The organism is Pseudomonas sp. M47T1 (genome assembly GCF_000263855.1).
GTDB lineage: Bacteria > Pseudomonadota > Gammaproteobacteria > Pseudomonadales > Pseudomonadaceae > Aquipseudomonas.
In genome coordinates this window covers 41,105-63,795 of sequence record NZ_AJWX01000004.1, presented here as the reverse complement: position 1 = coordinate 63,795, position 22,691 = coordinate 41,105, and the positions used below count along the sequence as shown (strand labels likewise).

19 protein-coding genes are annotated in these 22,691 nt (G+C 62.9%); 11 read left to right on the top strand and 8 right to left on the bottom strand.

The features are described from left to right. Positions 1-94 precede the first annotated feature (94 nt). Together PMM47T1_RS06030 and PMM47T1_RS06025 are read right to left on the bottom strand one after the other, a co-directional pair. Positions 95-1,645 carry a phospholipase D family protein gene (locus tag PMM47T1_RS06030; protein WP_008366797.1) on the bottom strand — a complete coding sequence of 517 codons (1,551 nt, stop codon included), beginning with the start codon at positions 1,643-1,645 and terminating at the stop codon, positions 95-97. A 56-nt stretch (positions 1,646-1,701) separates the two neighbouring features. Further along, positions 1,702-3,135: an aminotransferase-like domain-containing protein gene (locus PMM47T1_RS06025; RefSeq protein WP_008366795.1), complete on the bottom strand. Its 1,434-nt coding sequence runs from the start codon at positions 3,133-3,135 to the stop codon at positions 1,702-1,704. A gap of 170 nt (positions 3,136-3,305) precedes the next feature. Here PMM47T1_RS06025 and PMM47T1_RS06020 point away from each other — a divergent pair, with 170 nt between their 5' ends. Both PMM47T1_RS06020 and PMM47T1_RS06015 read left to right on the top strand, forming a co-directional pair. Then, positions 3,306-3,542, top strand: a complete 237-nt coding sequence (locus PMM47T1_RS06020; protein WP_008366794.1) for a DUF1127 domain-containing protein — start codon at positions 3,306-3,308, stop codon at positions 3,540-3,542. A 72-nt stretch (positions 3,543-3,614) separates the two neighbouring features. Beyond that, on the top strand, positions 3,615-3,968 hold the full coding sequence (locus tag PMM47T1_RS06015) for a YkgJ family cysteine cluster protein (RefSeq protein WP_008366793.1): 354 nt from the start codon (positions 3,615-3,617) through the stop codon (positions 3,966-3,968). A gap of 82 nt (positions 3,969-4,050) precedes the next feature. On the opposite strand, the gene dadR is transcribed toward PMM47T1_RS06015, so the two are convergent. Next, on the bottom strand, positions 4,051-4,539 hold the full coding sequence (dadR, locus tag PMM47T1_RS06010) for a transcriptional regulator DadR (protein WP_008366790.1): 489 nt from the start codon (positions 4,537-4,539) through the stop codon (positions 4,051-4,053). 154 nt (positions 4,540-4,693) lie between these two features. Between dadR and dadA the strand changes: the two genes are divergently transcribed. From dadA to PMM47T1_RS05980, 6 genes are all read left to right on the top strand, one after another. Then, positions 4,694-5,995, top strand: coding sequence for a D-amino acid dehydrogenase (gene dadA, locus PMM47T1_RS06005; protein WP_008366787.1), 1,302 nt, complete (start codon positions 4,694-4,696; stop codon positions 5,993-5,995). Further along, entirely contained in the window at positions 5,967-6,320 is a 354-nt protein-coding gene (locus PMM47T1_RS06000; RefSeq protein WP_008366785.1) for a RidA family protein, read from the top strand. Before dadA ends, PMM47T1_RS06000 begins: the two co-directional genes overlap by 29 nt. A 69-nt stretch (positions 6,321-6,389) precedes the next feature. Beyond that, complete coding sequence (gene alr / locus PMM47T1_RS05995; RefSeq protein WP_008366783.1) at positions 6,390-7,466, top strand: alanine racemase; 1,077 nt, start codon at positions 6,390-6,392, stop codon at positions 7,464-7,466. Between the two features lie 136 nt (positions 7,467-7,602). Continuing rightward, positions 7,603-8,151 carry a cupin domain-containing protein gene (locus PMM47T1_RS05990; protein ID WP_008366781.1) on the top strand — a complete coding sequence of 183 codons (549 nt, stop codon included), beginning with the start codon at positions 7,603-7,605 and terminating at the stop codon, positions 8,149-8,151. Between the two features lie 193 nt (positions 8,152-8,344). Further along, on the top strand, positions 8,345-8,749 hold the full coding sequence (locus PMM47T1_RS05985; protein ID WP_043300825.1) for a c-type cytochrome: 405 nt from the start codon (positions 8,345-8,347) through the stop codon (positions 8,747-8,749). A gap of 132 nt (positions 8,750-8,881) precedes the next feature. Then, positions 8,882-10,828, top strand: coding sequence for an acetyl-CoA hydrolase/transferase C-terminal domain-containing protein (locus tag PMM47T1_RS05980; RefSeq protein ID WP_008366777.1), 1,947 nt, complete (start codon positions 8,882-8,884; stop codon positions 10,826-10,828). A 92-nt stretch (positions 10,829-10,920) separates the two neighbouring features. On the opposite strand, the gene PMM47T1_RS05975 is transcribed toward PMM47T1_RS05980, so the two are convergent. After that, positions 10,921-11,493 carry a xanthine phosphoribosyltransferase gene (locus PMM47T1_RS05975; RefSeq protein WP_008366774.1) on the bottom strand — a complete coding sequence of 191 codons (573 nt, stop codon included), beginning with the start codon at positions 11,491-11,493 and terminating at the stop codon, positions 10,921-10,923. A 55-nt stretch (positions 11,494-11,548) separates the two neighbouring features. Beyond that, positions 11,549-13,558, bottom strand: coding sequence for a DNA helicase Rep (gene rep / locus PMM47T1_RS05970; RefSeq protein WP_008366772.1), 2,010 nt, complete (start codon positions 13,556-13,558; stop codon positions 11,549-11,551). Between the two features lie 262 nt (positions 13,559-13,820). Between rep and PMM47T1_RS05965 the strand changes: the two genes are divergently transcribed. Then, positions 13,821-15,485 carry a putative bifunctional diguanylate cyclase/phosphodiesterase gene (locus PMM47T1_RS05965; RefSeq protein ID WP_008366770.1) on the top strand — a complete coding sequence of 555 codons (1,665 nt, stop codon included), beginning with the start codon at positions 13,821-13,823 and terminating at the stop codon, positions 15,483-15,485. On the opposite strand, the gene PMM47T1_RS05960 is transcribed toward PMM47T1_RS05965, so the two are convergent. Next, positions 15,409-16,845 carry a NorM family multidrug efflux MATE transporter gene (locus PMM47T1_RS05960; protein WP_008366769.1) on the bottom strand — a complete coding sequence of 479 codons (1,437 nt, stop codon included), beginning with the start codon at positions 16,843-16,845 and terminating at the stop codon, positions 15,409-15,411. The genes PMM47T1_RS05965 and PMM47T1_RS05960 overlap by 77 nt on opposite strands. Before the next feature lie 152 nt (positions 16,846-16,997). On the opposite strand from PMM47T1_RS05960, the gene PMM47T1_RS05955 reads away from it, so the two are divergent. Beyond that, positions 16,998-17,936 carry a LysR substrate-binding domain-containing protein gene (locus PMM47T1_RS05955; protein WP_008366766.1) on the top strand — a complete coding sequence of 313 codons (939 nt, stop codon included), beginning with the start codon at positions 16,998-17,000 and terminating at the stop codon, positions 17,934-17,936. A 171-nt stretch (positions 17,937-18,107) separates the two neighbouring features. Next, the gene (locus tag PMM47T1_RS05950) at positions 18,108-20,093 is read left to right on the top strand and encodes a methyl-accepting chemotaxis protein (RefSeq protein ID WP_008366764.1); all 1,986 of its coding nucleotides are present in this window, start codon (positions 18,108-18,110) and stop codon (positions 20,091-20,093) included. 2 nt (positions 20,094-20,095) lie between these two features. Here PMM47T1_RS05950 and hglS read toward each other — a convergent pair whose 3' ends face one another. Together hglS and gcvA are read right to left on the bottom strand one after the other, a co-directional pair. Next, positions 20,096-21,478 (bottom strand): 2-oxoadipate dioxygenase/decarboxylase HglS, encoded by a 1,383-nt coding sequence (gene hglS / locus PMM47T1_RS05945; protein WP_008366762.1) that lies wholly within the window; start codon positions 21,476-21,478, stop codon positions 20,096-20,098. Between the two features lie 215 nt (positions 21,479-21,693). Continuing rightward, the gene (gcvA, locus tag PMM47T1_RS05940) at positions 21,694-22,590 is read right to left on the bottom strand and encodes a transcriptional regulator GcvA (RefSeq protein ID WP_008366761.1); all 897 of its coding nucleotides are present in this window, start codon (positions 22,588-22,590) and stop codon (positions 21,694-21,696) included. Between the last annotated feature and the right edge of the window lie 101 nt (positions 22,591-22,691).

Below are 22,691 nucleotides of genomic sequence, written 5' to 3'. Positions count from 1 at the left end.
CCGATCGCGGGCCTGCGGTGCGGGCCTTCGCAGCTTTCGGCAGCTCCTGGGGGGCGGCACAGATTTCCTGGCAGCGGCGCAAGTATCCGCTTGTTCAAAGCATCTTTTCCAGCCCGATGGCCTTGCTCATCCAGGCGTTGAAGCGCCGCCACAGGTCACCCGGTTCGGTGGTGAGGGTGTGCAGGTGGTGGTTGTCCTCGGTCACCCACACCACCTTGCCGTCCTTGAGCTCCGCCTGGTAGCTGAGGGCCGGGGACATGCCCTGCAAGGCCAGCTCGCGGGTTCGCTCCGCCAGCTCCGGGCTCTTCACCAGTACCCCGACCTCGGTGTTCCACAGCACCGAGCGTGCATCGAAATTGAACGAGCCGATGAACACCCGCTGACGGTCGAAGATCATGGCCTTGCTGTGCAGGCTGGAGTCGGAGCTTGCGTGGAAGCCCAGCAGCTTGTGCCGTGGCGGCTCGCCCGGCTGGCGCCGCAGCTCATATAGCTTCACGCCGTGCTCCAGCAGCGCCTTGCGGTAGGGCGCATAGCCGCCATGTACCGCGGGCACGTCGGTGGCTTCCAGCGAGTTGGTCAGCAGGCTCACCGCCACGCCTGCATCCGCCCGGCCGGTGAGGTAGAGCAACCCTGGCTCGCGTGGCACGAAGTAGGCGGAAATCAGCATCAGTTCCTGATGCACCGTGTCCAGTTGCGGCGCGAGCTGGGTGGTCAACAGCAGGCGGGGGTCGGGTTCGTCCTGGGCCAGTACTTTGCTGGGGGCGTCCCACAGTACCTGGCTGTCGGCCCAGATCAACTCGTTGCGCCAGGCCTGCATGTGCGGCTTGAACCGGTACGCCATCAATTGTTGGTACAGCGCCGGGCGTCGCTGGCGTTCGTCGGCCAGCGATTCTTCCAGGCGCGCGCGGGTCTTTATCAGGTCCTTGGGCGATGGCTTGAAGTACAGGAACTCGCCAATGGGCCGGCTCAGGGCGCTGTTCCAATACTGATCGAAGCTCTCGCCCAGGTGCGCCGCCGCCGGGCCCACGCTCAGCAGGTCGATGTCGGTGAAGTTGAGGTTTGCCTCGGCATCGAAATACTCGTCACCCAGGTTGCGGCCGCCGACGATGGCCATGCTGTCATCGGCGATCCACAGCTTGTTGTGCATGCGCCGATGCTGGCGTGACAGGTTGAACAGCCGGCCCATGGCTCGCGTTACACCGGTGGCGCGGCCCAGGTGCAGCGGGTTGAACAGGCGAATCTGGATGTTGGGGTGCTCGGCCAGGGTGGCAATGATCTCATCCAGGCCATCGCTGGTGGTGTCGTCCAGCAGAATGCGGATGCGTACGCCGCGGTCTGCGGCCTTGAGCAGTTCATGCACCAGGGCGCGGGTGCTGAGGCCGTCATGGACGATGTAGTACTGCAGGTCCAGGCTTTTCTGTGCATTGCGAATCAGCTCGGCGCGGGCGCGGAAGGCTTCCGGGCCGTTGGGCAGCAGGCGAAAGCCCGACAGGCCACCATGCTCGGCGACCTGGGACTGCACCGAGCGGCCGAATGCCGATTGGTCGGCGGGCAGCGCCTGGCTCGGCTGTCGATGGCCGACCTCCGTGGCGCAACCCGCCAGCAGGGCAATTATCAGCAGTGGCAACAGCCAGGTGGTTCGCAACGTGGTGATCCTTGCGCAGAGCGGGCGTGGCTATGACTCCGGCGGGCCGGTAAAGGTCATTTGGTCTCGTCATCCATTGCTGCAATCAACCGCGTGGCCGCGTCCCCGACCTTGCGCACTGCCGCTTCGATTTCGTCGCTCGCTCGGGCGGCGAAGTTCATCCGCAGGCAGTTCCTGTACTTGCCCGAGGCAGAAAAGATGCTGCCCACGGCAATCTGTACGTTCTGCTCCAGTAAAGCGCGGTTCAGCCGCAGCGTATCGAAACTTTCCGGTAATTCAACCCATAGCATGAAGCCGCCCTGGGGGCGGCTGGCGCGAGTGCCCGGCGGAAAATACCGGCTGACCCAGTCGATCATCAGGTCACGCGAACGCTGGTATTGGCTGCGCATGCGCCGCAGGTGCGGTTCGTAGTGGCCTTCCTTGATGAAGTCGGCGATGGCCAGTTGCGGCTGCGTGGCGGTGCAGCCAGTGCTGATGTACTTCATGTGCAGCACCCGCTCAAGGTAGCGCCCAGGCGCAACCCAGCCAATGCGCAGACCCGGTGCCAGGGTTTTGGAAAACGAGCTGCAGAGCAGTACGCGGCCGTCCTCATCGAACGATTTGATCGTGCGCGGCCTTGGGTAGGTGTAGGCGAGGTCACCGTACACATCGTCTTCGATGATCGCCACGTCGAAGCGTTGTGCCAGGGTCAGCAACGCGCGTTTGCGGCTTTCCGGCATGACGTAGCCCAACGGGTTGTTGCAGTTGGGCGTGAGCTGTATGAGCTTGATCGGCCATTGTTCCAGGGCCAGTTCCAGGGCTTCCAGGCTGATGCCGGTGATGGGGTCGGTGGGGATTTCCAAGGCCTTCATGCCCAGGCCCTTGAGGGTTTGCATGGCGCCGAAGAAGCTGGGCGAGTCGACCGCGACAATGTCCCCTGGCTCGCACACGGCGCGGATGCTGGCCGACAGGGCCTCATGGCAGCCCGTAGTGACGACCAGGTCACTAGCCTGTAGCTGGCAGCCGGAGTCCAGCAGCAAGCGCGCCACCTGTTCGCGCAAGGCCTCGGTGCCAAGCACGGTGTCGTAATACAGGCCGGGCATGTCCTGGCGCCGCGCCAACTGCGCCAGGCTGCGCAGCAGGGGCTTGAGGGTAGGGCTGTCGACGTCCGGCATGCCTCGTCCCAGCTGTACCACGCCCTTGCGCGGCGCGCTGCGGACCAGTTCCACCACCTGGTCCCACTGGGAAATTTCTACCGGCCGCTGGGCCGGGCGGCCCACCGCCGGCAGTGCCGGCAGCAGGCGAGCGCTGGGTACGAAATAGCCGGACTTGGGCCGTGGCGCTGCCAGGCCGTTGTCTTCCAGTACGCGGTACGCCTGCTGAACGGTGCTGAGGCTGACCCCATGCTCGGCACTCAAGGCGCGCACTGATGGCAGGCGATCGCCGGGGCGGTAGAAGCCCTGCTCGATGCGCGAGCCCAGCAGTTCGGCGAGGTTGACGTAAAGGGTCATGGCGTACTTCCGGCGGTGTGAAGGGACCATACAGATAGGCAAAAAATACAGCATTCAGCGTGCAGTTGACAGTATCTGTATGGTGAAATTAGTGATTTTGTGAGTCTGTAATGAAATGTGTATTAAGCCGATCATGACCCTGTGCCCACACCACCACTGAGGACAAGGACATGAACGGCTTGAGCGATGTGCGTCTGCTGCTGCGCGACCAGGAACTCCAGGCATACGATGCCCAGGGCCAGACCCTGCGAGCAGCGCCGCCATGCCTGGGATTCTGGGGGCTGATGCGGCACCGTTTCATCACTCGCCGCGCGCTGCTGGCACTGGACGCCGACCAGTTGCGTGATGTCGGCCTGTCGCCGCGCCAAGCCCGGGAGGAGGGGCTCAAAGCATTCTGGCGGGAATGAGGGACCGGCGGGGGTATCGGCGGGCGGCGCGCGGCAGGCAAAATGACGGTTCGCGTCGACAGGTACCGCCCCATGAGCTGCAACCGCCACAAAGTCCTTTTCCTGCGTGAGCAGATTCCTTCATTCGAATGCGTGCCGGGTTGCCATGATTGCTGCGGCCCGGTCACCACCTCGTCTGAGGAAATGGCTCGGCTGCCACGCAAGACGGCCGCCGAGCAGGAAGCGGCCTTGGCCGAGCTCAACTGTGTGCACCTGGGGCCAAACGGTTGCACGGTGTATGACGAGCGTCCGCTGATCTGCAGGCTGTTCGGCACCACTGAACGTTTGCCGTGCCCCAACGGGCGGCGGCCGGTCGAGTTGATTCACCCACTGGCCGAGAAGGCGGTGCACCAGTTCATCGCCACCACTCGGCAGGTGCTGGTCTGAGTGTTGGGCGCGCTTTGCGCGCCTTCGCAGGGGGGCTTAGGCGCTGCCGCAGGCTGCGAAAAGGTCCAAAGGACCTTCAGCATCAATCGGGAATCGGCAGGTTCAGGCTCTCCTTCACCTCTTCCATCACGATATAGCTCTTGGACTCGCGCACATGCGGCAGTTTAAGCAGGATGTCGCCCAGCAATTTGCGGTACGACGCCATTTCCGAAATGCGCGCTTTCACCAGGTAGTCGAAGTCGCCCGACACCAGGTGGCATTCCAGCACGTGGGGCAGCTTGAGCACCGCGCGGCGGAACTCCTCGAAGGTGTCCCCTGACTTGTAGTCCAGGCTGATCTCCACGAACACCAGCAGGCTGCCCTTGAGGTGCTGCGGGTTGAGCCGGGCGTTGTAGCCCATGATGATCCCTTCGCGCTCCAGGCGGCGCACGCGCTCGGTGCAGGGCGTGGTCGAAAGGCCGACCTTCTCGCCCAGTTCAGTGAACGAAATCCGCCCGTCCGCCTGCAGGATCCGCAGGATGTTGCGGTCAATTTTATCGAGCTCACGTTTGCTCTGATGCTGGGTACGCATAGGCGATGCCCCTCCGTAAAAGCGTTTTTTGCCGAGAATTCTCGCCGAATATAGGCGTTTATATAGTGAATAGCACTGGCTGATGTTTTTTAAACTGCGCGCATCTTCGCAATAAACAAAAAATGTCAGCGGTTATCCGCGTGAGGGATTGAGCATGCGAGTTCTGGTACTTGGTAGCGGTGTGATAGGTACCGCCAGTGCCTATTATCTGGCACGGCAAGGCTTCGAGGTGACGGTGGTCGACCGTCAGAACGCCGTTGCCATGGAAACCAGTTTTGCCAACGCAGGCCAGGTCTCGCCTGGCTATGCCTCGCCGTGGGCCGCCCCGGGCGTGCCGCTCAAGGCTATCAAATGGCTGCTGGAACGCCATGCTCCCCTGGCCATCAAGGCCACCGGTGACATTGACCAGTACCTGTGGATGGCGCAGATGCTGCGCAACTGCACCGCCAGCCGCTATGCCGTGAACAAGGAACGCATGGTGCGCCTGTCCGAGTACAGCCGCGACTGCCTTGACGAGTTGCGTGCCGAAACCGGTATCGCCTATGAAGGTCGCACCCTGGGCACCACCCAACTGTTCCGCACCCAGGCGCAACTCGATAATGCGGCGAAAGACATTGCCGTGCTGGAGCAATCCGGCGTGCCTTACGAACTGCTCGACCGCGAAGGCATTGCCCGCGTCGAACCGGCCCTGGCCGGCGTCACCCATATCCTCGCCGGCGCCCTGCGCCTGCCCAACGACCAGACCGGCGACTGCCAGATGTTCACCACCAGGCTTGCACAGATGGCCGTGGACCTGGGCGTGGAATTCCGTTTCGGCCAGAGCATCGAGCGTCTCGACTTCGCTGGCGACCGGGTCAATGGCGTGTGGATCGACGGCAAGCTGGAAACCGCCGACCGCTACGTGCTGGCATTGGGCAGCTACTCGCCGCAACTGCTCAAGCCGCTGGGCATCAAGGCACCGGTGTACCCGCTCAAGGGCTATTCGCTGACCGTGCCTGTCACCAACCCGGCCATGGCGCCCACCTCGACCATTCTGGATGAGAGCTTCAAGGTCGCCATCACCCGTTTCGACAACCGTATCCGTGTCGGTGGCATGGCGGAAATTGCCGGTTTTGACCTGTCGCTGAACCCGCGTCGGCGCGAAACACTGGAGATGATCGTCAACGATCTCTATCCTCAAGGCGGCGACCTCAACCAGGCCAGCTTCTGGACCGGCCTGCGCCCTACCACGCCAGACGGCACGCCTATCGTGGGTGCCACGCCGTTGCGCAACCTGTTCCTGAACACTGGGCACGGCACGCTCGGCTGGACCATGGCCTGCGGCTCTGGCCGCTTCCTGGCTGACCTGATGGCGCGCAAGAAGCCGCAAATCAGCGCCGAAGGCCTCGATATTTCCCGTTACGGCAAACACCAGGAGACTGCAAGACATGTCAATCCAGCGCCAGCTCACCAATGAGCGCATGAGTCAGATCGTCACCCATAACGGCACCGTCTATCTTGCCGGTCAGGTGGGCGATGACATGACCGCCGGCATTGAACAGCAGACTCGCGAAGTGCTCGCCAACATCGAGCGTCTGCTCGACCTGGCCGGTACCGATAAGACTCGTCTGCTCTCGGTGACCATTTACCTGAAGGACATCGACGCGCATTTCGCCGGCATGAACAGCGTGTGGGACAAATGGCTGCCAAAAGGCGTGGCTCCGGCCCGCGCCACCGTCGAGTCGAAATTGTGCGAGCCGGAAATTCTCGTCGAGCTGTCCGTCGTCGCCGCCTTGCCTTGAGCAATACCCGGGCCCGGCACTTTGCCGGGCTTTTCACGCCCCTAGTCTGCCCAGAAGAAGACAGCCGTCATGCGTCCTGCCCGTGCCCTGATCGACCTCGATGCTCTGCGTCACAACTACCGCCTGGCCCGTGAATTGGCCAATGGCGCCAAGGCCCTTGCCGTGATCAAGGCAGATGCCTATGGCCATGGCGCCGTGCGCTGCGCGCTGGCGCTGGAAGCAGAGGCCGACGGCTTTGCCGTGGCGTGCATCGAGGAGGCACTGGAGTTGCGCGCGGCGGGTATCAAGGCCCCCGTGCTGTTGCTGGAAGGTATTTTCGAGGCGGACGAACTGCAACTGATCGTGGAGCACGACTTCTGGTGCGTGGTGCACTCGCTGTGGCAGCTGGAAGCCATCGAACAGGCGCAGTTGACCAAGCCCATCGTGGTGTGGCTGAAACTGGACTCGGGCATGCATCGCGTGGGCCTGCACCCCAAGGATTACGCCAGCGGCTACCAGCGCCTGCTGGCCAGCGGCAAGGTCGCCCGAATCGTGCTGATGAGCCACTTCGCCCGTGCCGACGAACTGGATTGCCCCAGCAGTGGCGACCAGGTAGCGGTGTTCGAGGCTGCGCGCGCCGGCATGGCGGCCGAAGTGAGCCTGCGCAACTCGCCAGCGGTGCTGGGCTTGCCGCAGGTGCCCAGCGACTGGGTGCGTCCTGGCATCATGCTGTATGGCGCCACGCCGTTTGAAGAACCACAGGCCGAAGCTGCGCGTCTGCAGCCGGTGATGACCCTGGAGTCCAAGGTCATTTGCGTGCGTGAACTGCCCGCTGGCGAGCCTATTGGCTACGGCGCCAAATTCATCACCGACAAACCCATGCGCATTGGCGTGGTTGCCTTGGGCTACGCCGACGGCTATCCGCGCCATGCGGGTACCGGCACGCCGGTGCTGGTGGCGGGCAAGCGCACCCGTCTGTTGGGCCGGGTGTCCATGGACATGCTGTGCATTGACCTCACCGATGTGCCGGAAGCCGACCTGGGCAGCACCGTCGAATTGTGGGGGCGCAACATCCTGGCCAGCGACGTGGCGGCCTGCGCGCAGACCATTCCTTACCAGATATTCTGCAACTTGCGCCGGGTGCCACTCGTCTATTCCGGGGGTTGAGAGGCAGAAGGCCGCATCGCACGCCGCCGGGGTGTAGTACCTCACGGGTCAAAGTGTTGTAAATACTGAACGCTGTTGCCATGATAACGTTCAAAAAACACCCCTTGACCGTGAATACCCCCTGGAGGCTCCCGCATTGGACGTCGGTGAACGACTGCAAGCCATTCGCAAACTCAAAGGTCTGTCCCAGCGTGAACTCGCCAAGCGTGCGGGCGTCACCAACAGCACCATTTCGATGATCGAGAAGAATAGCGTCAGTCCCTCGATCAGCTCCCTGCGCAAAGTGCTGGGGGGCATTCCCATGTCCATGGTGGAATTCTTCTCCGAAGAGCTGCAGCCCGAAAACCCGACCCAGATCGTCTATAAGGCCAACGAGCTGATCGACATCTCCGACGGCGCCGTGACCATGAAGCTGGTCGGCAAGGCCCATCCGAGCCGCGCTATCGCGTTTCTCAACGAAATTTACCCGCCGGGCGCCGATACCGGTGAGGAAATGCTCACCCACGAGGGCGAGGAGACCGGCATCCTGGTCGAAGGCAAACTGGAGCTGGTGGTGGGTGCGGAAACTTTCATTCTGGAAGTAGGCGACAGCTACTACTTCGAAAGCACCAAGCCCCATCGTTTTCGCAACCCCTATGACCAGCCTGCGCGGCTGATCAGCGCCGCCACGCCAGCGAACTTCTGATCGCCCATACACCGCTACACTCAGTTATCAGGGGAGCCGTGACCAACGTGATTCACGGCAATACCCACTAGAATAATAGGGTCGTTCCGGGGCGGCAGGCTTTGTCGCTATACTGGACGCTGCCCGCGAAACCGTGGCCGCGGGCGCGATTAGCCACCATGAGGGTGTACGCGTGAACTTTAAAATCAACAAGATGCTGGCCGCACCAGCAACCGTACTGGCCCTCTGGGCCCTGACTGCCCAGGCAACCACCACTGACGATATTGCCAAGCGCCTGGAACCTGTAGGGCAGGTTTGCGTGCAGGGCAAGCAATGCCCTGGCATGGAGGTGACCGCTGTGGCAGCCGGCGGCGCCGCGAAAACCCCCGACGACGTTATCGCCAAACACTGCAACGCCTGCCATGGCACCGGCCTGCTGGGCTCGCCGAAAATCGGCGACGCCGCCGACTGGGGCAAGCGCGCCAAAGAGCAGGGCGGCGTCGACGGCCTGCTGGCCAAGGCCATCACCGGCATCAACTCCATGCCGCCCAAGGGCACCTGCTCCGACTGCACCGACGACGAGCTGAAGGGCGCCATCAAGAAAATGTCCGGCCTGTAACCGCCCCCATTAACGCCGTAGCCGCTGCCGCCAGGCTGCGGCTACCGGTATGTTTTGTCTGGAAACATATTCCATGGATTGATTCTGTGTAATAAACGGTCAAACCCCAACTGGACGCAAGCGGAGGTGCCGATGACGCAAGTCTGTTCGATCGATCGAGCCGTGGATGAGGTACTGGCGCGTCTGCCAGCCCATATCCACATGGGCTTGCCGTTGGGGCTGGGCAAACCCAATCTGTTCGTAAATGCGCTGTATGCGCGCATGCGCCAGTTGCCCCAGCGGCGGCTGACGATCTACACCGCGCTGAGCCTGGGCAGGCCGAAGCTGGGGGATGGCTTGCAGAAGCGATTCCTGGAGCCGTTCGTGGCGCGGGTGTATGGCGACTACCCCGAGCTTGATTTCCTGAGCGACCTGCACGCTGACAGACTGCCGGCCAATATCCGGGTCGAGCAGTTCTTCATGCAGCCAGGCAACCTGCTGCACAGCCATACGGCGCAGCAATCCTACGTCAGCAGCAACTACAGCCACGCGGCCCGCGATATCAATGCCCAGGGCCTGAACCTGGTGGCCCAGCTGGTTGCCCAGGACCCGTATCAGCCAGCCAAGCTGAGCCTTAGCTGCAACCCCGATATCACCCTGGACCTGCTGCCCATGATTGCGCGGCGCCGCGAGGCCGGCGAGACCATCCTGATGCTGGGCCAGGTGCACGCCGAGTTGCCGTTCATGGCGGGCGATGCCGAGGTGGACCGCAGCCTGTTCGACCTGATGATCGACGAGTCCGACACCACCACGCTGTTTTCCACACCAAACATGCCCGTGGGGTTGCAGGACCATTTCATCGGCCTGCATGCCAGCGCCCTGGTGCGCGATGGGGGCACCTTGCAGATTGGTATCGGCTCCATGGGCGATGCCTTGACCGCCGCGCTGTTGGCGCGGCAGGCTGATAACACGGGCTACCGCGCGCTGCTGGAAGACATTGACCTGGCGCCCTGGCGGCCATTGATCGAGCGCGAAGGGGGGCTGGAAGCCTTTGCCGAAGGCCTTTATGGCTGCAGCGAGATGTTCGTCAACGGCCTGATGGTGCTGGCAGATGCCGGCATCGTACGGCGCAAGGTCTACCCCGACCTGGCCACCCAGGCGCTGGCCAATGCTGGCCGGCTGGACGGCGGCGAGCCTGACGGGGTGAGCGTGCATGGCGGGTTTTTCCTGGGCCCGCGCAGTTTCTATCAGCGGCTGCGGGAATTGCCGCCGCACAGCCTGAAAAACTTCAACATGACGGCCATCAGCTACATCAACGAGCTGTATGGCCAGGAACAGCTCAAGCGCTTGCAGCGTCGCGATGCACGCTTCATCAACACGGTGTTCACCGTGACCCTGCTGGGGGCGGCCGTGTCCGACCAGTTGGAGGATGGGCGGGTGTTGAGCGGAGTGGGTGGGCAGTACAACTTCGTGGTGCAGGGCCATGCGCTGCACGACGCACGCTCGATTCTGGTGTTGCGCAGTTGGCGCGAGGCAGGTGGTGAGGTCAGTTCCAATATTCTTTGGGAGTACGGTCACTGCACCATTCCTCGCCACCTGCGCGACATTGTGGTCACCGAGTACGGCATCGCCGACCTGCGCGGGCGTACTGATGCCCAGGTCATCGAGGCGATGCTGACCATCACCGATTCGCGCTTCCAGACGGCCTTGATCGAGCAGGCGCAGATAGCCGGCAAGCTGCCCAACGACTTCCGGCTGCACCCGCGCTTCACTCATAACAGCCCCGAACGGTTGCAGGCGCTGGCGAACAAGCACGCGTCACTGTTCCCCGAATACCCGCTTGGCTGTGATTTCACCGCTGAAGAGCGTGACTTGTTACGTGCGTTGAACTGGCTCAAGAGCAAGTTCAAGCTCACCGAGTTACTGGACCTGGGCAAGGCGGCACTGGACGCGCCCGCTGCCTCGGCGTTTCCCGTGCACCTGATGCGCATGCAATTGGCGCAGCCGGACGGCTTGCGCGAGGATCTGTTGCAACGGCTGCTGTTGGCGGGGTTGCAGGCCACTGCGCAGCCGGAGCCCTTGAGCTACCTGCGGGGGTAGCCAGCAAGATCTTTGTGGGAGCTGGCTTGCCAGCGAGCTTTGAGGGCCCTGAACAGCTCGCTGGCAAGCCAGCCCCCACAAGTCTTGAGGGGTTACTCGATGAAGGTAACCACGCCGTCTTTCAGCGACTTCACGCGCGCCAGGGATTCCACGTGGTAACCCTGGGCGTCCAGTTCGGCGCGGCCGCCCTGAAACGACTTCTCGATCACGATGCCCAGGCCGGCAACGCTGGCGCCAGCCTGCTTGATGATGGAAATCAGCGCCTGGGAGGCTTTGCCATTGGCCAGGAAGTCGTCGATCACCAGCACGCGGTCGCTGCTGTTGAGGTGGCGCGGGGAGATGGCCACGGTGCTTTCGGTCTGCTTGGTGAACGAGTAGACGGTGGCCGACAACAGGTTCTCGGTCAGGGTCAGCGACTGGTGCTTGCGCGCGAAAATCACCGGCACGCCCAGCTTCAGGCCGGTCATCACCGCCGGGGCAATGCCCGAGGCTTCGATGGTGACGATCTTGGTCACGCCGGAATCCGCGAACAGGCGGGCGAACTCGTCGCCGATCTGCTGCATCAACACCGGGTCGATCTGGTGGTTCAGGAAGGCGTCGACCTTCAGTACCTGATCGGAAAGCACGATGCCTTCGTCGCGAATCTTCTTGTGCAGTGCTTCCACGGCAGTTCCTCAATATACGTATTGGCCCCGGCTACGGGGCCGAGGCGTTGTTGAATTATCGTTTGAGCATGGCGCGAATATCGGCCAATGCACTGTTGCCTCTTACGGCTTTGACTTCCGTGGGGGTGTCATCATTGCCTTCCCAGGCCAGGTCATCCGGCGGCAGCTCATCGAGAAAGCGGCTGGGCGCGCAATCGATGATTTCGCCGTATTGCTTGCGCTTGGCCGCGAAGGTGAACGCCAGGGTCTGGCGGGCGCGGGTAATGCCCACGTAGGCCAGGCGGCGCTCTTCCTCGATGGTGTCGGCCTCGATACTGGAGCGGTGCGGAAGGATTTCCTCTTCCATGCCCATGATGAACACGTAGGGGAATTCCAGGCCCTTGGAGGCATGCAGGGTCATCATCTGCACGCCCTCGGCACCGTCTTCTTCTTCCTGCTGACGTTCAAGCATATCGCGAAGCACCAGTTTACCGATGGCTTCCTCGATGGTCATGCCGCCTTCTTCGTCTTTTTCCAGGGTATTTTTCAACGCCTCCACCAGGAACCACACGTTGCTCATGCGGTAATCGGCGGCTTTGTCGCTGGAACTGTTAGTGCGAATCCAGGTTTCGTAGTCGATGTCCATGATCATGCTGCGCAGCGCCGCGATCGGGTCTTCGCCGGCACAGTTCTCGCGCACTTTGTCCATGTAGCGCTTGAAGCGTGACAGGCGGTCGGTGAAGCGCGCATCCAGGTGCTCGGTCAGGCCCAGCTCGTCGGTTGCCTGATACATCGACACCTTGCGTTCGGTGGCGTAGTTGCCCAGCTTCTCCAGCGTGGTGGAGCCGATTTCCCGGCGCGGCACGTTGATCACCCGCAGGAAGGCGTTGTCGTCGTCCGGGTTCACGATCAGGCGGAAGTAGGCCATCAGGTCCTTCACTTCCTGGCGGCCGAAAAAGCTGTTGCCGCCGCTCAGGCGGTAGGGCACCTGGTGGTGCTGCAACTTCAGTTCGATCAGCTTGGCCTGGTAGTTACCACGGTACAGGATGGCGAAATCGCTGTAGGGGCGGTCGGTACGCAGGTGCAAGGTGAGGATCTCCATGGCCACGCGTTCGGCCTCGGCATCCTCGTTCTTGCACCGCAGCACGCGAATCTCGTCACCGTGGCCCATCTCGCTCCACAGTTGTTTTTCGAACGCGTGGGGGTTGTTGGAGATCAGCACGTTGGCGCAGCGCAGGATACGGCTGGTGGAGCGGTAGTTCTGCTCCAGCATCACCACCTTCAAGGAGGGGTAGTCATCCTTGAGCAGCATCAGGTTTTCCGGGCGCGCGCCGCGCCAGGCGTAGATCGACTGATCGTCGTCGCCTACCACGGTGAACTGGCAGCGGGTGCCGATCAATAGTTTCACCAGCAGGTACTGGCTGGCGTTGGTGTCCTGGTATTCGTCCACCAGCAGGTAACGCACCTTGTTCTGCCATTTTTCCAGAATGTCGGCGTGTTCCTGGAACAGCTTGACCGGCAGCAGGATCAGGTCGTCGAAGTCCACGGCGTTGAACGCCTTCAGCGTGCGCTGGTAGTGGGTGTAGACGATGGCGGCGGTCTGCTCCTTGGGGTTGCGGGCGTTTTCCAGGGCCTCAGGCGGCAGGATCAGGTCGTTCTTCCAGGCGCCGATCATGTTCTTGATCTCGTCCACGCCGTCTTCGCCCGAGTATTCCTTCTGCATGATGTCGGTCATCAGCGCCTTGACGTCTGTTTCGTCAAAGATCGAGAAACCAGGCTTGTAGCCCAGGCGCACATGCTCCTTGCGGATGATGTTCAGGCCCAGGTTGTGGAACGTCGACACGGTCAGGCCGCGGCCTTCACCGCCGCGCAGCAGGGTGCCCACGCGCTCCTTCATCTCGCGCGCGGCCTTGTTGGTAAAGGTCATGGCGACGATGTACTGGGCGCGGATGCCGCAGTTCTGTACCAGGTGCGCGATCTTGCGGGTGATCACGCTGGTCTTGCCGGAACCGGCACCGGCGAGCACCAGAAGTGGGCCGCCGACGTAGTTCACGGCTTCTTGCTGCCGGGGGTTGAGTCGGGACATGCGAAAATAGGGTCGCTAGCGGAAATGGCCGGGCATTTTAACAGGGTCGCAGGATTATGCCGCGACCATCCGACACTGTGACGTGCCCCTCTATCTAAATTTGCCGGTTTTGATACTTTGCAGCAGGATACGTAACAAAATTACCGCAGATAGTCGAAAATAGCGGTTAGGGATGATCCCGAATAATATGCGGGCACCCTTTGACCGTCGATGCTGTGCCTTTCCAGCCGTCACTGCCTGTGGATTTTCCTGAGGAGCCCGCTTGTCTACGCCCGTCGAACCTGTGCGCCTGCTGCTTCTGGCCCAAGACCCAGCGTGGGCGGCATCGCTGCGCGAGTGCCTGGCACCCCTGGGGGCGGCCGCGGTGCTGGTAGTGGCGCAGTCTTTCGAGGCTGTTGACGACCTTTTTCAGGATGATCGAGCCGCTGTGGTCCTGGCCACGCCCCAACTGCAGCCAGCGCCCGGGCGCTGTGGCCTGCCGGTAGTGCTTCTGTTGGACCACGAGCCGGAAACGGCCCCCATGGGGGCCAGCGACTGGCTGGTGAAAGACGGCCTCAGCGCGGATGCCCTGCGCCGCTGCCTGCGCCATGTGCGCGAGCGCGGGGTGCTGGAAAATACCCTTCAGCGCCTGGCCGAGCAGGATCCCTTGACTGGCATTGCCAACCGCCAGGGGTTCCAGACCCTGCTCAATGCCCGCCTGGCCGAGTTCGAGGGCCGCGGCCTGGCACTAGGGCATATTGACCTGGACAACTTTCGCCACGCCAACGATGCCCTTGGCCACCAGGCCGGTGACCGGCTCATTCTGCAAGTGGTGTCGCGGCTGCGCGGCCAGCTGGAAGCCGGCGATCAGCTGGCGCGGCTGGGCAGCGACGAGTTTGCCCTGCTGATCGATACCCGACGCGACGCCGAAAGGGCCGAGCGCCTGGCCGAGAACATTGTCGAGGCCATGGCCGAGCCCTACTGGGTGGACGGCGAGAGCCTGCTGATCGGCTGCAGCCTGGGTATTGCCCATTCACGCGCCCAGGCCGGGGCAGACCCGCTGATGTGGCATGCGCATATTGCCATGCAGCAGGCCAAGAGCACTCAGGGCTGCACTTTCCATATCTTCAACGAACGCATCAACCGCAACGCGCGCAGCCTCGCCGACCTGGAGAGCGAATTGCGCCGCGCCCTGCGCCGCGATGAGCTGGAGCTGCACTACCAGCCGCGCATGGACCTGCAAAGCGGCGCAATCGTTGGCCTGGAGGCCCTGGTGCGCTGGCGCCATGCCGAACGGGGGCTGCTGCCGCCCAGTGAGTTCGTGCCGCTGGCCGAGCAGAGCGGCTTGATCGTGCCGTTGGGCTACTGGGTCATTTCCCGGGCGCTGCGTGACATGCAGGCATTGCGCGAGAGCGGCCTGCCCGAGCTGCACATGGCGGTGAACCTGTCGTTCCGTCAGTTCCAGGACAGCCAGTTGCTCGCCACCCTGAGCCGGCTGATTGCCGAGCGCGGCATTGATGCCCGCTGGCTGGAGTTCGAACTGACCGAGACCGCAGTGATGCGCCGCAATGACCTGGTCAAGCACACCATGGATGCCTTGGGGCGCCTGGGCGTGCGCTTTTCCCTGGATGACTTCGGCACTGGCTTCTCATCCTTCGTGCACCTCAACAGCCTGCCCATTGCCCTGCTCAAGGTGGACAAGAGCTTTGTCGGCGGCATGGAAACGCGCGAAGAGAACCGCAAGCTGGTGCACGCCATGATCAACCTGGCGCACAACCTGAGCCTGGAAGTGGTGGCCGAGGGTGTCGAAACGCCCGAGCAGCTGGCCATGTTGCGTGGCTTTGGCTGCGACCAGGTGCAGGGCTACCTGATCAGCAAGCCTCTGCCGCTTGCCGAGCTTCAGGAGTACCTGATGTTCGGCCTGTCGCAGCGCGCGGTGCAGGGCTGAGCGCGGCGGCGGCCTTGAGCCGCCGTACGCGCCAGTCGAACGCCAGGGTCAGGCTGATGGCCGCGCACGCCAGCCCCAGCGCCAGGCCCCACCACACGCCCTGAGGCCCCCAGCCCAGGGGAAAGGCCAGAACCCACGCCGCCGGTGCACCAATCAGCCAGTAGCAGCCCAGGCCCACCAGGAACGTGGTCTTGGCGTCTTTCAGGCCGCGAATGGCGCCCATGGCGATGGTTTGCATGCCGTCGAACAGCTCGAACCAGGCCGCCACGCTCAACAGCATCACCGCCAGCTGGATAACGCCGGTGAAGCCGGGATTGTTGCGGTCCAGGAACAGCTCTACCAGCGCCTGCGGGGCCAGCCAGAACAGCAATGCGAAGCCCAGCATGGCAAAGGTGCCGAAACCGATGCCCACGCGGCCTGCCAGGTGCACCGCCTGCAGGTTGCCGGCCCCGTAGTGCTGGCCGACACGCATGGTCACCGCGTAAGACAACCCGGCGGGCACCATGAACGCCACCGAGACGATCTGCAGGGCTATCTGGTGCGCGGCCAGTTGCGTGCTGCCCATGGTGCCCATGCACAGCGCCGCGAAGGCAAACAACCCGACCTCCACCGAATAGGTGCCGCCAATCGGCAGGCCCAGCCGCCACAGTTCGCGCAACGCCGGCAGCCATGGCCGCGCCAGGCCCTGGCGCAGGGGGTAGGCCAGGTAGGCGCGGTTGAGGCGGATGTACAACGCCAATGCCAGGGCCATGCCCGTGGCGACGATGGCGGTGACCAGGCCGATGCCGGTCAGGCCCAGTTTGGGCAGGCCGAACAGGCCTTCGATCAGCGCGTAGTTGAGGGCAAAGTTGGCCACCGTGGCAACGATGCTGATCATCATCACCGGCCCGGCCTTGCCCAGGGCGCTGGTGAAGCCGCGCAGGGCCATGAAGCTGAGGTAGCCGGGCAGGGCGAAGGGCAGCAGCAACAGGAACTGGCGGGCGCTCTCGACGTTTTCGGGCGTCTGGCCAAGCATCAGCAGCACCGGGGCCAGGTTCCACAGTACCAGGGCGGCCACCAGCGCCATGCCCCAGGCCAGCCACAGGCCGGCCTGGGTCAGGCGGGTTACGCCCAAGGTGTCGCCGGCGCCTTGGCGAATCGAGGCCAGGGTACCCACCGCGGCAATCACGCCGATGCAGAAAATAGACACGAATGTGTAGCTGGCCGCGCCCAGCCCGCCGCCGGCCAGTGCCTGGGGGCTGATGCGCGCCATCATCAGGGTGTCTGTGAGCACCATCAGCATGTGCGCCAGTTGTGAGGCAATCAACGGGCCTGCCAGGCGGAGCAGGGCACCGAGTTCGATACGGATGGCAGAAGGCATGGGCAGGCTCGTTTCACCGGTAGCAGGAGAGCGTCGATTCTGTGCGGTTGCTCACGTCTGCACAAAAGGATAAAAACGATGGCTCGCATGAGTTTTAATCATGCGCATAGTATGGCCATGCAAAGCCAATAGCCCGAGTAGGAAATTTCCCAATGTCCCGTCGTCTGCCGCCCTTGTATGCGTTGCGTGCCTTTGAGGCGGCGGCGCGTCACAGTTCGTTCACCCGCGCGGCGGATGAGTTATCGATTACTCAAAGCGCGGTCAGCCGGCATATCCGCACGCTGGAAGACCATTTTGCCTGCCGGCTGTTTCAGCGCAATGGCCGCAACCTGCAGCTCAGTGAATCGGCGCGCCTGCTGTTGCCCGGCGTTCGCGAAGGCTTTGCCGCGCTGGAGCGGGCGTGCGCCACGTTGCAGAGCGAAGACGATGTGCTACGCATGAAGGCGCCATCCACGCTGACCATGCGCTGGCTGCTGGCGCGCCTGAGCCGGTTTCGCCACTTGCAGGCGGGCAACGAAGTGCAGCTAACCAGCGCCTGGATGGACGTGGACCATGTGGACTTCAACCACGAGCCCTTCGATTGCGCCGTGCTGCTTGGCGATGGCAGCTTTCCGCCAGATTGGGAGGCCACCTTCCTGTTTCCCGAATTGCTGATCCCGGTCGGCTCCCCCGCGCTGATCAATGACGCGCCCTGGACCGCCGAGCAGTTGGCCAGTGTTGAACTGCTGCACCCCACGCCCGACCGCCGTGACTGGCGCGACTGGCTGGAGCGCATGGGCCTGGCGGGGCAGATCTCGCTCAAGGGCGGCCAGGCCTTCGATACGCTGGAACTGGGCATGATCGCCGCGGCCCGCGGCTACGGCGTGTCCATTGGCGATCTGCTGATGGTGGCCGAAGACGTTGCTCAAGGCCGGCTGAGCCTACCGTGGCCGACGGCAGTGGCCAGCGGGCTGAACTACTATCTGGTATGGCCGCGCACCCGCCCGGGCGGTGAACGTTTGAAGCGCTTGAGCGGCTTCCTTCAGGCAGAGGTGGAGGCGATGGAGCTGCCGGTCGTCGAAATGTTGGGATTAGTGGCTAAAAGAGATTAAAATGCCACTAGTTTAACGTTTGCGTATCACCCCTCTCGGCACTCAAGTATTGGCTTTCGCAGCCGAATCTACTGGTGCAGGACCTCCCCAGAAAGGTCCGTTAAAACCGAATCGAACATCACGCCGCCTGGCCCCGAGCTTTTCGGGCGTGCCCTGCGGTCAGGAGCCATCATGTCTCAACCCCGTGCCCGAATTGCCTCGCAGCTCGGTATCGCCCTTGCGGCCATTCTTGCGGTCGTCATTACTGGCAGTACTGTCTTTGCCCTGCGTTCGCTGGACAGCGCCAACCTGGCCACCCGTGAACAACACCTGGCCAGCGAGGCACGCCTGCTCGCCGATCAACTGAGTACTTTCCACGGCACCTTGCGCGACAGCACCCAGCGCTTGAGCGGGCTGTTTGAAAAGCGCTTCAGCAGTGGCGTGAGCCTCAACAGTGAAGAATCGATCACGGTGGGTGGTGTGGTCACACCTGCACTGCTGCTTAACGGCAAGCCGTTGAACAACGATTTCCGCGAAGTGGACGACTTCCGCCAGATGACTGCTGGCGTTGCCACGGTATTCGTGCGCAAAGGCGACGACTTCGTGCGTGTCAGCACATCGCTGACCAAGCAGGACGGCAGCCGCGCCATCGGTACGCTGCTGGATCACCAGCACCCGGCCTATTCGCACCTGCTGGCAGGGCAGAATTACGTGGGCCGAGCGTTGCTGTTCGACCGTTACTACATGACCCAGTACACGCCGGTCAGCGACAGCAGCGGCAGAGTCATCGCCGTGCTGTTCGTGGGCTTCGACTACACCGATGCGCAGAACGCCCAGTTCGATAACCTGCGTCGCTTCCGCATTGGCCACACCGGCTCCCTGGCCCTGCTGGACGAAAACAGCAAATGGCTGGTGGCCCCGGCGGGCGTCAAGGCCCTGGACAAGGCCACCGACGTGCTGGATGACTTCATCAAGCACCCAGGCACAGGGGAATTCTGGAGTGATACCGACGAAGACTTCTACAGCGTTGCCGTGCGCTTCGACGGCGGCCCGTGGAGCGTTCTGGCAACCATGCCCAAGGCCGAGATTCGCGCCGTAACCTGGAGCGTGGGCCTGCGCCTGGCCATTGGCAGCCTGTTGGCGATGCTGCTGGCGGTAGGCGTGTCGATGTGGCTGCTTCGCTCCAAGCTCAAGCCGCTGGGCGACCTGGTGCGTCAGGCCGAAGCCTTGGGCGCCGGCGATCTGGATGCGCGCCTGAACGTGTCCAGCCATGACGAAATCGGCCAGTTGGCCCGCAGTTTCAACCACATGGGCGAAGCGCTGGCCACCATGGTGACCCACATCCGCAACGCCGCCCACGAAGTCAGTGGCCGCGCCCAGGCGCTGTCGGGCATGTCCAACGGTGCCTACGAAGGCATGGAACAGCAGTCTGGCGAAATTACCAGCATGGCCGGCGCGGTCGAAGAGTTCAGCGCCACGTCGCTGAACATCGCCGACAACATGGGCAGCACCCAGCGCATGGCCCAGGAAAACGCCGAGCAGACGCGCATTGGTCGCAGCTCCATGGACGAAGCGTCTTCCTCGCTGGAGCAGATCTCCGGTGCGTTGAACAGCACCGCCACGGTGATCAACAACCTGGGCCAGCGCTCGCAGGAAATTGGCGGTATTGTTGGCGTGATCACCTCCATCGCCGACCAGACCAACTTGCTGGCGCTAAACGCGGCCATCGAGGCTGCCCGTGCGGGCGAGCAGGGCCGTGGCTTTGCGGTGGTGGCCGATGAGGTGCGCAGCCTGGCGTCGCGCACCCGTCAGGCCACCGACGAGATCTCGGTGATGATCAGCAGTATCCAGCACGAGACCAACAACGCCATCAGCACCATGGAGCAAGGCAAGGAGCTGATGGAGGAGGGCCTGTCGCGCAATGCCAAGGTGGCGGCCGCGTTGTCGCACATCGATGAGCAGAGTCGTTCCGCCGGCCAGCAGTTCTCGGCCATTACCACGGCCACCCAGGAACAGAGCAGCACCGCGACATTGCTGAGCAGTAACCTGCAAAGCATCGCGCTGGCCAACAGCGAGCAGCGCGAAGTGGTCTCCAACCTGGCCATCACCGCCCGCGAATTGGAAGCGCTGGCGGCTGACCTGCGCCAGGAAGTGAACCGCTTCCGCGTCGGCCGCTGAGGTTACGCCAGGCTTGGCAGCCCCAACTGCGCGGCGCAGTCGTGCAGCGAGCGCTGTTGAGTCTGGGCGTACAGCTCAAGCTCATCGAGCACTTCGCGGCCCAATGCCTGGTGAAAAGAATCCTGGGTCGAGCCGCCCGCGTAATGGCTCTGGGCGTCGTCGCCCAGGTTGGATTGAAAGATCCCGGCGGCGCTCACCGGCAGGAAATCCTCGTATACCAAAGGTTGGAAGTGTAAGTGCCCGGCGTCGATCAGCCCTTGCAGGGTGGCGGGGAGCTCACTGGCGGCAACGCCCTTTTCAGTGACGAAATAGCGAAAATAAGCCAGGCCCTGCTCACGCATCTGCGCCAGGTCATCGGGAAACTCCGCGAAATGCTCGCCCAATTGGCGCAGGTACTCGCCTGCGTTGCTTTCGCTGGGAAAGCTGGCCAGTGCATCGCGGGCAGTGTTCAGCAGGCGGTCGTAAAGCTCGCGGCCCTTGGGCGTAAGGGCGGCGCCGCGCTGCTCTACCTCGCCAAAACGGGCTGTGTGGCTGCCGCTGGCGGCATGCTGATCAGTGAAAGCGACTTCTTCCTGCAGTGCCTTGAAGCTGGTCTGGCGCAGCAGTATCGGATGCTTGCGCGTGGGTGGCCCTTCAATCACAGCCTTGGGCGTGATGCCCCTGCCCGGCATGGCGGCCTGTACGGCATCGATGTCCAGAGTGCGTGGCGTCAGGTGGTTGATGTGCGGGCCCTTGAAGGCCACCACATCGGCTACCAGGCGATGCTGGTCGTGCAGCCGCTGATACTGCGCGCTGCTGACCGTGGCGTCGTGGTGCCAGCGGAAGGTTTCCAGTGCCTGGGTGACGAAATCCTGCGCATCAGTTTCGTTCAGGCCGCCGTCGCGCTCGCATTGCTCGATCAGGTGCAGGGCGCGGGGCGTGAAGATCTGCCGCTGGGCCAGCAGTTCCTCGGCCAGTTCGCGCAGGGCGGCGTTGTCGATCAGTTCCAGGCGTAGCAGCGAGGTGAATACGCGAAAGGGGCTGACTTGCAGAGACTGCTCGTGCACCGCGCGAAAGGCCGTGGAGTGTACCGGTACGCCCGCCGGCGTCAGGTCGTAGTAGCCTACCGGCTGCATGCCCATGACCGCGAACAGGCGGGCGAGAGTCCCCAACTCGGCAGCCGTGCCCACGCGAATCGCGCCATGGCGCTCCATGTCCAGGCGCTGGGCTTCGCCGGTCCATTGCAGGGCGCGAGCAATATCGGGTTGCTGCGCCATGACGCTCTGGTTGACCTCGCCGACGAGCTCCAGTAGTGCGCCGTACAGCGGCACTTCCTGCTTGTACATGTCGGACATGGCACGGGAAAACCGGGCGCGGATCTCGTCGGGGCTGACGAAGCTGGGCATGGCGAAACTCCGAAAGAGGGGGCTGTGCGTATGAAAGCGGGGAATGACCTGATGCTGCAAGCGAAAAAAAGTAGTTGGGTCATTCCTTGAATTCTTGCTGCTACCACGTGATCCCGGCCCCTGCTGAAGGTCCTTAGGACCTTCGGCGGTGTCATGCCGATCGCGGGCCCGCTGCGCGTGCCTCCGCAGCCTGGCGGCAGCCCCGGGGGGCTGCGTCAGCGCGTGAGCGCCAATTGCCCGGATACCCAATCCACCAACGCCCGCACCTTTGGTACCTCGGCCGAGTGTTCCTGGTAGGCCAGGAAGTGCGCGCCGTTGCTGGGCATCGCATGGTCCCATGGCACCACCAGCTTGCCTTCGGCCAGTTCGCGTGCCACCAGGTAGCGTGGTACCAGTGCCACGCCGCAGCCAGACAGCGCCGCGCTGATGCACATGTAGAACGTGTCGAAACGTGGCCCGTGGTAGCTGTTGGCCGAGTGCAGGCCTTGTTCAAGGAACCACTCATGCCAGGTTTCCGGGCGCGAGGTACTTTGCAGCAACACCTGCTGGGCCAACGCCTCGGCGCTGCTCAGCACCCGGCCGCCCAGCAGGTCCGGGGCACACACCGGGATCACCTCCTCGCGGAACAATTCCATGCAGGTTGCCCCGGGCCACGTGCCCTGGCCGAAGAAGAACACCACGTCGGCCTTGGCCTGCAACAGGTTGAAGGGTTCCAGTTCGTTGCGAATGTCCAGGTGAATATTCGGATGGCGCTTGCCGAAGCCCTTCAGGTGCGGAATCAACCAGCCCACGCCGAAACTCGGTTGCGTAGCCACCGTCAGTACCTCGGTTTCCTGCCCGTAGGACAGGATGTAGCGGCTGGACATGTCCACCTGCACCAGGATCTTGTTCACCTCGGTCAGGTACAGGCTGCCAGCCGGGGTCAGTTGCAGCCGCCGGCGGATGCGCAGGAACAAATGGTGACGCAGCATTTCCTCCAATTGCGCTACCTGTTTGCTGACCGCGCTTTGGGTCAGGTGCAACTCTTCGGCAGCGCGGGTAAAACTCAGGTGGCGCGCGGCGGCTTCGAAGCACTGCAGGGCGGCCATGGAAGGCACCAGGCGTTTGGACATGTCGGTCTCGGGTGGTAAGAAGAAAACATCATGCCGCAGTGGAATGATGTGCTGAATAAAGGTCGTTTGTTGCGCGTCACTATTCGGATTAATACTGATCC

Bases quoted from the DNA above. Each gene is read 5' to 3' on its own strand.
- PMM47T1_RS06025 (WP_008366795.1), bottom strand. From the start codon at position 3,135: ATGACCCTTTACGTCAACCTCGCCGAACTGCTGGGCTCGCGCATCGAG.
- PMM47T1_RS06015 (WP_008366793.1), top strand. From the start codon at position 3,615: ATGAGCTGCAACCGCCACAAAGTCCTTTTCCTGCGTGAGCAGATTCCT.
- PMM47T1_RS05955 (WP_008366766.1), top strand. From the start codon at position 16,998: ATGTCCCGTCGTCTGCCGCCCTTGTATGCGTTGCGTGCCTTTGAGGCG.
- PMM47T1_RS06000 (WP_008366785.1), top strand. From the start codon at position 5,967: ATGTCAATCCAGCGCCAGCTCACCAATGAGCGCATGAGTCAGATCGTC.
- alr (WP_008366783.1), top strand. From the start codon at position 6,390: ATGCGTCCTGCCCGTGCCCTGATCGACCTCGATGCTCTGCGTCACAAC.
- dadR (WP_008366790.1), bottom strand. From the start codon at position 4,539: ATGCGTACCCAGCATCAGAGCAAACGTGAGCTCGATAAAATTGACCGC.
- dadA (WP_008366787.1), top strand. From the start codon at position 4,694: ATGCGAGTTCTGGTACTTGGTAGCGGTGTGATAGGTACCGCCAGTGCC.
- PMM47T1_RS06020 (WP_008366794.1), top strand. From the start codon at position 3,306: ATGAACGGCTTGAGCGATGTGCGTCTGCTGCTGCGCGACCAGGAACTC.
- gcvA (WP_008366761.1), bottom strand. From the start codon at position 22,590: ATGTCCAAACGCCTGGTGCCTTCCATGGCCGCCCTGCAGTGCTTCGAA.
- hglS (WP_008366762.1), bottom strand. From the start codon at position 21,478: ATGCCCAGCTTCGTCAGCCCCGACGAGATCCGCGCCCGGTTTTCCCGT.
- rep (WP_008366772.1), bottom strand. From the start codon at position 13,558: ATGTCCCGACTCAACCCCCGGCAGCAAGAAGCCGTGAACTACGTCGGC.
- PMM47T1_RS05950 (WP_008366764.1), top strand. From the start codon at position 18,108: ATGTCTCAACCCCGTGCCCGAATTGCCTCGCAGCTCGGTATCGCCCTT.
- PMM47T1_RS05960 (WP_008366769.1), bottom strand. From the start codon at position 16,845: ATGCCTTCTGCCATCCGTATCGAACTCGGTGCCCTGCTCCGCCTGGCA.
- PMM47T1_RS05985 (WP_043300825.1), top strand. From the start codon at position 8,345: ATGCTGGCCGCACCAGCAACCGTACTGGCCCTCTGGGCCCTGACTGCC.
- PMM47T1_RS05980 (WP_008366777.1), top strand. From the start codon at position 8,882: ATGACGCAAGTCTGTTCGATCGATCGAGCCGTGGATGAGGTACTGGCG.